We start from the raw sequence: 8,293 nt of genomic DNA, 5'->3' as shown, positions 1-8,293 counted from the left end.
CGACGCAACCATCTCGACTTCAAGCTGGACAAAGCTCATGATTCGAGTACAAATGTATTCTGAGGCAACGGGGCGTCCTCGAGTACATCCATATATGAGGCAACAGGGCTGCACTGACGCCGGCCATTCTGCGCCGCCGGCGGGGACGGCAAGTGTCGCTTGTCCCTCAGTCGCGTGTTATTATTGTCTCGTTGACAACACTCTGGTATTGCGGCGGTTCTTTCGCGTTCTGAATTCCAACAACAACTGGCAAAACCCTGCCTGACCGACTAGCCAAAAGGTCGAGCAGTCTTACGATACCGAACCCCAGCACGAGCCCGGCACCGGCAAGAACCCCGGCCCAGGCCTCACGCCTGACAACAAGACTTCCAAGAACGACCCCGGCCAACATCCCCAGCGCCGGGATGCCGAATACAACGAGACTCGACCGTAATCGCACTGCCGGCTTGAAGCTGATGACAACCGTATCCCCGACCCGTGCACCAGCCGTATTTATCGCCAGAACTGTCCTTGTCCTCTGCCCGGTCCAATTGCACATCCCGTGTGCCGGACAATGCGCGCACTCGCCCCGGGCCGCGACTTCAACCTCGGCCAGAGAACTTGCCGTCTTCGATTCGGCCCGCTCGCCCAGGACTTTCACTACCGTGCCCGACTCTTCCATACAGCATCACTAGCCTATCCGGCCTGAAGCTCCAGTCAAACCAGCCGCCACACCATCCGGCCAAGCCACCCAATAGTGGTTGCCGAAGTCACAGACCAATGACAGAGCGGCGCTACGCCCGGATGCAGGACAAAAAAACTACTAGCGAAGGAGGGTAATCAGGTTACGGAAATGCGGTGTGGAACTCTGTCTCTTTCTCTGTTGCGGCGCTCAGCCAGCGACGGCGTACTCCACTGCGCGTGGATTCTCCACCCGCTTCGAGGCGTTCAGAATCTCCAGTCCGACTACGTTACCATCCTTGTCATAGTCAAGAATTACGCCGGGCTTGTCCTCGTCGCTCTCCTGCACTTCTGCGCCGCTGAACACGACCCTCAGAACGTCCACTTCCTGGTCATAAGTTACTTTCATTCTACCCTCCAGTACTTTTCAATCCTGCTGGTCCGATACACCGTAACAACGACGAAAGCATCTGGTTGCTCGGCAACAACCACGCGCACCAGATACAGCTTTCCCTCGAACTCAACCCGCTACTGGCGGGCCGAGAGCCCGCCGTGCTCGGGAACTACCTGCTCCAGGCCTCGCATCACCTGCTCAACAATATCAGCCGGAATCTCACGCCGCACCGCCTCAGCTCGTGCGTGCTGCAAGAACCTGATGGGCTTCATAGCCTGCCGAATATTCTAGCCGGGTTCCTACTGCGTGTCCAATCAAGGCCCCGACCGGGACCAGAAGCATTCCGCCCCATATCTAAGAGGAAGCGACTCCCCCACTCAATTGGCAGGCTACAAGCCTCGCCGGTTGCGGTTACTTGGGCCGAGGGAGTTGTATGGACAGCCTGGCCGCCAGAGGCACGAACAGGAGGCATCCGAAGTAAGCGGCAAGTTGCGTCCGGAGTTTGGCGGAGAACCGTCTGCCAAGGTGCCGGAACAGAAGCAGGCCGAGTTTCTTTCAGAACGTCGCGGCCAGAGTCGGCGCGAAGCGTCGCTTCACACGAACGGATAGACTTGGGGCGGGCTCAGATGCAGAACCAGCCGTGGCAGGCCGAACACCGCACAAGAGGCACACCAACAGGAAGGAAGCGACAGAGGACTGCGTGGCCCTGCTATTTCCTACGCTTCCATTGCCGGATGCGCATGGCCAGGTACAGGATTCCGCCGGACACGGCAAGAAACGCAAGGCCCGGAGCAAGGATGAATACGATGTGCTTCCAGATGATGGACCAGGTGTGCAATCCGTAAGTTGTCGGTGCGAAGACGCCGGCCCGAAGCAGGAATCCTGTCACCGCCTGGATGAGAAGCGGCAGGACCAGTGTGAACCCGACAATGAGATGGAGTTTGCGCAGGAAATTCATTTCGGCTCTTCCTTTGCGTTCTCGCCCGTGTAGCGGTTGAAGAATGCCACCTGTTCCAGAGGCAGACGTTCTGGCCGGTTCTTTTCCCATTCTACTTGCTTCTCTGACAGCACCGGGCTTATGGTATCTGCGTGCCGGCCCACCAAGACCAACGTGACCACTTGCATATGATCCGGAATGCCGAGCACCTGTCTGACCAGCTCTGGCTTGTACCCGGCTATCGGGTGTGCCACAAGTCCGAGCTCAGTTGCCCGAAGGATGAGAAAAGCAGTCTGCATTCCGGTGTCGAACAAGTAGTATTCCCGGTCGCGAATGACACAGTCCGCTTCCTTCTCGGCCAGTACGGCAATAACAAGCGATGCCGCATGGCACCATTCGTTGCCCCTGTTGAATACTGGCTTCATCTTCTCAAGCATTTCAGCCGAATACACAAACACGAACCGCGCCGGCTGATTATTGAAACAGGTCGGTGCCAGTTGAGCACACTGGGCAAGGTCTCGAATCAACTCTTCAGTAATTGCAACCGGCGCAAGTGACCGGTATGCCCGGCGTTCGTTGATTGCCTTGACTACGTCCATTCTACCTCCTCACTTCTTGCGGCGGCACAAATAGATGTCCGCTTCTATCATCCTGGAGCCGGAAGCGTAGTAGTGGTGTACGAAGTACAGGTTCCCGGCGTCGTCCAGTGTCGGCTCGCCGGCAAACTGCGACACGATCGGTTCTGGCGCCATCCATCTACCAGCGCTGTCTTTCCTGCACCGGTACAGGGCCGGGCCGGGAAAGCTGTCCGATTCGCCGGTGAACCACAACTCCCTGCCGTCCGAGGAAACAAACGGCCAGCCCTCGTTCTTGGCACTGTTCACTACCGGGCCTAGGTTCACGGGTGCGTCCCAGCCGGTTGCGTTGCGCTCAAGTGTCCAGAGATCATAGCCGCCTGAGCCGCCCACGTCTGAGTCACGGTGGCAGTACATCGTCCGGTGGTCAGAAGTGATATGCATCTCGCCAATACGATATTCCACGTTGAGTTGCGCTCCGGCGTTGCGCCAGTTGCCCCATCTGCCGTTCTTTCTCGTGGCGATGTAGTACTGCGGTCCTTCACGCAGAGCGTCCTTGGCCCGCACCGAGGCAAACCACATCGTATCACCCTGAATGAACTGCGCTCCGTCCAGCGAAACATCGTTGTGGAGAACCACGCGCTCCGGCTCAGTCCAGGAATCTCCCTGCCGGGTGCACCACCAGATGCCGGTTGCTCCATCAAAAAGCTGTCCTTCGGCCGGTACTCGCGCGTCGGGTGTGAAGAAGAAGTAGAACTCCCTGCCGTCCGGCGTGATGAACGGCGAATCCTCGGCCCCGGCAGTGTTCACCGGCCCGGGCATCGGCACGGGCGCCTCCCATTCACCTGAGTGCAGGACCGGCGGCCAGGTGTCGGACTGCGGCGTCATCTTCACCGCGTCGGCTGGAATCGTCTCCCCGCGCGTCTTGAGCACCAGTCCCCTGTCGCATCCGGCAAAGAGCAAGGCCACAATGAGAAACGTCAGAGTCAGAGTAAACCTTCTGCCACACCTCCTCCCTTCTGTTCCCTCCCCCTTGCAGGGAGAGGGAAAGGGTGAGGGTATAGCCGGGTCTGCGAGGCCGCGTTTCGCTTGTGGCGTAAGGCGTGAAGCGTGTTGCGTTCTATCCCTTCACCGCAAAGCTGACGTTGTCGAATACGATGGACGGACTTCGGACCATGTGACCAGGGTAAACCCGGTCCTCGACGCCGACAACTTCCTTGAGCGTCTCATAGACGTTGCCCGCAACCATCGCATTCTTCACGTGACCTACAATCTCGCCCTTCTCGACCAGCAGCCCGGGTGAGAGACCAATGGAATACTCGCCGGCCAAGATGTTGCCCGAATGTGCGCCCATCGCGCCGGCCACGATTATCCCTGAACCCATTTCCTTGAGCAGTTGATCAAAGCTCAGCTTGCCCGGCTTCACGGTCAGGTGTGCAAGCTCCGGCCCGGGCCGAGTGGTTACATCCTGCCGGTAGCCGTTGCCAGTGGGTTCCACCCCGTTCTTCCAGGCATAGTACCGGTCATGATAGAAGCTGCGCAGCACACCAGCTTCGACAATCGGCCGGTTACGGGTCGGCGTGCCTTCATCGTCAAACCCACGTGCACCAGGCATTGTGTCATTATGCGGTTCGTCCACCAACGTAAGCTGGTCAGAAAACAGCTTCTCACCTAACTTGCCCAAGACCGGCGATACTTTCTCGTAAACTGTCTGTCCGCTGGTGGCTGCGGTCAGACGCCAGAACAGACTGTAGGTGGTATAGGGCAGAAACATCACCCTGGTCCTGCCTGTCTTTGCCTTCACTTCCTTCTGTGACTGGTTGAACGTATCTGCCACGAACGACAGGTCCTTGTCCGCCGCAGGCACAAAACCTTTAGCATCGGTAATGTGCATTATTGACGAGTACGATCCCGGATACATCACCGCGAAGTAGTTGGAGTAGCTGGAGAATCGGCAGACAAGGTCTGTTTCTCGACTGTTCAGCACCCGGATTGTGGTAATGGTACGGGCCGCACTGGTGTTCACCTGAGCATTGACCCTGGCGGTCAGAAAGTCGCATATTCTTGCACACTCGTCAGCCAGTTTCTCGGTAGTGAGTCCTTCGATGCCCGGGTCATAGGTATGCAACTGACCAGCACTTCTGGTCAGGGGCAGTTCGTAACCCGCCTCCACACCGGCTTTCAGGCTAATGAGCGAGTTCTGCACCAGTTCCTCGCGGTCAATCAGGTTGCGGGTATAGGCAAGTCCCATCTTTCCGTCTTTGAATAGCATCAGGCTGACACCGGACTGACGCGAGCTTTCGATGTCCTTCAGTTTGGCGTTCTCAAACGACACGCTGTCCGTGACCGTGTCGCGGGAATAGACGGACACTGCGTCCGCGTACTTTCGGGCAAGTTCCAGAAGTCTTTCCATTATCTGCCTCCAATCACCAGGTCTTCAACCAGTACGTGCGGCGCACCGTGGCTGGAGCGGATGTTGGTCTGACCTTTGCCGCAGCCACCGATTTCTCCGAGCTTCAGGTCATTACCTACTGCCTTGATGCTTTCCAGCGTGTGATACAGGTTGCCGCCGATGTTGATGTCACGCACCATCTGACCGGATTTGCCGTTTTTCACGACAAAGCCATACTGCGCACCAAAAGTGAAGTTCTCGCCTGAAGTCTGTCCGCCCATCGCGTTGCACAGGTACAGGCCGTCTCCCAGCTTCTCCAGGAGTTCTTCCAGTCTGTACGGCCCCGGCTCTATGTAAATGTTGCCCATTCTGATTATCGGCGCGTACCGGTAGTCCTCGGCGACGCAGTGACCGGACAGCGGTTCGCCGAATGCGGCCGCGGTCCGGCGGGAATGCAGCCGGCCCACAAGGACACCGTTTTTCATCAGTTGCGTAGGTCGGGCTGCGACGCCCTCATCATCGTACTTGTAGAACCCAAGCTGATTCGGCATGGTCGGGTCGTCCTTGATGTTCACCACGTCGCTGCCCAGCTTTGCGCCTATCTTCATCTTCTCCCGCATGGTGGGCGAGTCCTCAATCAGGTCCGCCTCAGAGAAATGTCCGAACGCCTCGTGGGTGAACACGCCGGCAAGCTTCTGGTCCAGAACTACCCGATAAGTTCCGGCCTTGACCGGCTCGGCTGAGAGCAAATCTTCGGCCAGCTTCACCCGCTGCGCCATGTCGGCCTCGCGACCGACAAGTCTGCCATACCCGTCACTGCCGCCAAATCCGACCCGCACGGTCTGCGTCAGCGTGCCTTCCCTGGATATGATACTGCCAAGGATACGCACCGTGACGAGCTCTTCTTCTATTTCCGTACCCTCGGTACTGACAAAGGTCTTCTCCCGGGTGAGCTCGCCGTAACCAAGCTGCGTCGTTGCTACCTTTTTGCTCGCCAGTGCCATATCGTTGTACTTGCGGGTTTGAGCCAGCTTCTCATCAATGCTTACCTTGCGCGGGTCAATATCGAGCGTGGGCCGAAACACCGCTTTCACCACCTCGGTTCGAGCAAGTCTCACCGGCTCCTTGGCCTGCCGGCCAACCAGCTTCGCATTCTGGATGCAGGTGGCAACAGCCTCGGCCGCATCCTCGGGCTTAGTGAATGCGATGCTGGACATCCCGCCGCCAGCAAGAACCCGCAGCACATACCCATCGGTCGAACTCGACGACAACCCGGTCAGCTCCCTGCCGTTGAAACTGAACTTGGTCTCACGTACCAGTTCGTAACGCAGGTCGGCATAATCGGCCGCAATCCCTGAAAGCATCGCCTTCAGTTTCTCAAGCATATTCACATCCTTTCATCGTCCAATCCAAACTGTAAGACCAGCGGTTGCGAAGTCAAGCCAGTTCAGCGCACGACCACAAATCGGCGTGGGATACTACCGCCCGCTTCCAGCAGCTCATGTGCCGAACCAACGTAATAGACTCCCGGCGACGGCCGTTTGCGCTCCTGTACCACCCGCCCGCACACATCGGTAATCAGCACACCCGAAGGCAGCCGATCCAAACTGCGCACCAGTGTCGGCCCTGTCGGCTGGTGCCTAAAGCCTGTTCTCTTGTCCCCCTTGATGCCCGGATGCGTGGCCTCCCAGAACCGTTGGGTCAACTCGGCCAGAAACCGTTGCGCAATTCCTGGTGAACCGGTGACAATGACATTCTCATCGTTCTGAGCATTGCCTGCGCCGGACCAGTTGGCCGAGCCCGCGACGGTGGTACAAGAGTCAATTACCATTATCTTCTCGTGGATTATCTTCTCGCCGAAAGGCACCGAGTCCTCGTACACTGGAATCCCGTTCGCGACAAGCCGCGGGTACTCCGCACCCTGAGCAAATAGCCCGCTCTTGTCGATCACCCCGCCGACCCAGACCGAGTCCTGCCACCGACCAATCATCGCGTCACCAAGTCCATCGTGGGTAAAGGCGAATATTCCGAACAGGACGTGGCGCTGCGCCTGTGCGGTCAGCCGGGCGATTGTATCTACCGGCCGGTCCTGGGGCGAGAAATAGACGCACGCTGGGTAGCCGTCGAGCAAGAATTGGTGAGTCGGCTGGACGTCTTTCTTGGCACTGTGGAACTTCGCGTTCGCCGGCTCGGGGTCTGGCCCGGTTCCACCCCACATCTGCTCAAACTCTAGCCGGTAGGCCCGTGCCAGCCCGGAATGCGGAATCTCCAGCGCGCAGTCGGCCCGCAGCTCACCTTCGTTGGGATTGTAGGAAGCTACCCATACCCAATCGTTGGTTGAATCATCATCAGCCAAGTCACGCACTGCGAACTTGTTGTGCATAAGGTCGTCGGGACTCGGGCCAATTGAGTCCGACCAGACCCTGATGCCTTCAGCCCGCACCTGTTGAACCCAAGAATCGTCCAGCCGGGTGTTGTCGGTCACAATTCGTACCTTCACCCCCCGGCGGTGGGCGTCAATTATCGCCTGCACTACGTCGGCCCGGGAAGAGTTGTAGTGACAGTAGTCCAGCGAGTAGCGCGCCTGGCCAATAAAGTCAATCAATCGAAGCGCCAGACTGTCCTTAGCAAACCACACTCTTACCGTGTCTGGATCCGGGTCCGCAGTGCCAAACCACATCTCGTCCAAGAAGCAGCGTCGCCTCTGGCTCATGCCGGACGGCGCATACGTCCGCACCCGGAAATCAGCCCACGCCGCCTGGGCTGGCGCACGCACCGAGTCCCGCACACTAACCCAGCCCGAAGAGTCCCGGGAATAGGTCGTGCCGCTGCTTGAAATATAGGTAGAATCCTGCTTGCGCCAACTCACCCCGACACCAATCGACACTTCAGGATTATCGTCCCAGGTACGGCAGGACAGGACGTACCATAATCCGGCCTGGACTGGAACCCGCTGAATCAGACCGTAGTTGTTACCCGCAGCAAGTTCACGTCGCACAAACTGGCATGAACTCCGGCCCTGAAACACTGTGTCCGTTTCCCTGAATACTCCAGTCTTCGACCGGTTTTCAACTGACCATCCGGCCGGCGTCGAATCGTCGAGCCAGTCCTCAAACCCAGGATTCACAAGCAGATTGCCGGCAAAGACAAGACCGCTGGCAACAGTTACGAGCCACGTTACCTTGAGCATAACACAGAAGTATAACCGATATGTGTGGAAGGGAAAGTCCCAAGAACGTTCCTGCGGGCCGGCCAAGGCACATCGTGACCCCCTGCCTGACGCTTGCGCGTTTCATATGATACCCGTAGCGCCAGCAACTCGTCAAGGTCGAGCG

Annotated in this window: 9 protein-coding genes; all 9 read right to left on the bottom strand. The window is 58.0% G+C overall.

Features of this window, described 5'->3' with window-relative positions; all coding sequences use genetic code 11:
* Positions 1-166 precede the first annotated feature (166 nt).
* Positions 167-661 carry a SoxR reducing system RseC family protein gene (locus ABIL25_10155; GenBank protein ID MEO0082629.1) on the bottom strand — a complete coding sequence of 165 codons (495 nt, stop codon included), beginning with the start codon at positions 659-661 and terminating at the stop codon, positions 167-169.
* Positions 662-871: 210 nt separating this feature from the next.
* Positions 872-1,069, bottom strand: a complete 198-nt coding sequence (locus ABIL25_10150; protein ID MEO0082628.1) for a DUF2283 domain-containing protein — start codon at positions 1,067-1,069, stop codon at positions 872-874.
* A gap of 119 nt (positions 1,070-1,188) precedes the next feature.
* On the bottom strand, positions 1,189-1,326 hold the full coding sequence (locus ABIL25_10145) for a hypothetical protein (protein MEO0082627.1): 138 nt from the start codon (positions 1,324-1,326) through the stop codon (positions 1,189-1,191).
* A gap of 437 nt (positions 1,327-1,763) precedes the next feature.
* Positions 1,764-2,012: a hypothetical protein gene (locus ABIL25_10140; protein MEO0082626.1), complete on the bottom strand. Its 249-nt coding sequence runs from the start codon at positions 2,010-2,012 to the stop codon at positions 1,764-1,766.
* Entirely contained in the window at positions 2,009-2,590 is a 582-nt protein-coding gene (locus tag ABIL25_10135; protein ID MEO0082625.1) for a nitroreductase family protein, read from the bottom strand. The genes ABIL25_10140 and ABIL25_10135 overlap by 4 nt, the downstream gene beginning before the upstream one ends.
* A 9-nt stretch (positions 2,591-2,599) precedes the next feature.
* Complete coding sequence (locus tag ABIL25_10130) at positions 2,600-3,535, bottom strand: hypothetical protein (protein MEO0082624.1); 936 nt, start codon at positions 3,533-3,535, stop codon at positions 2,600-2,602.
* 151 nt (positions 3,536-3,686) lie between these two features.
* On the bottom strand, positions 3,687-4,979 hold the full coding sequence (locus tag ABIL25_10125; GenBank protein ID MEO0082623.1) for a metallopeptidase TldD-related protein: 1,293 nt from the start codon (positions 4,977-4,979) through the stop codon (positions 3,687-3,689).
* Entirely contained in the window at positions 4,979-6,343 is a 1,365-nt protein-coding gene (locus ABIL25_10120; GenBank protein ID MEO0082622.1) for a TldD/PmbA family protein, read from the bottom strand. Before ABIL25_10120 ends, ABIL25_10125 begins: the two co-directional genes overlap by 1 nt.
* Positions 6,344-6,405: 62 nt before the next feature.
* Positions 6,406-8,148, bottom strand: coding sequence for a phospholipase D-like domain-containing protein (locus ABIL25_10115; protein MEO0082621.1), 1,743 nt, complete (start codon positions 8,146-8,148; stop codon positions 6,406-6,408).
* Between the last annotated feature and the right edge of the window lie 145 nt (positions 8,149-8,293).

This window comes from candidate division WOR-3 bacterium (assembly GCA_039801365.1).
GTDB lineage: Bacteria > Hydrothermota > Tepidihabitantia > Tepidihabitantales > Tepidihabitantaceae > JBDRUN01.
The sequence above is the reverse complement of the archived record's forward strand: the minus strand, read 5'-3'. Positions and strand labels throughout refer to the sequence as shown.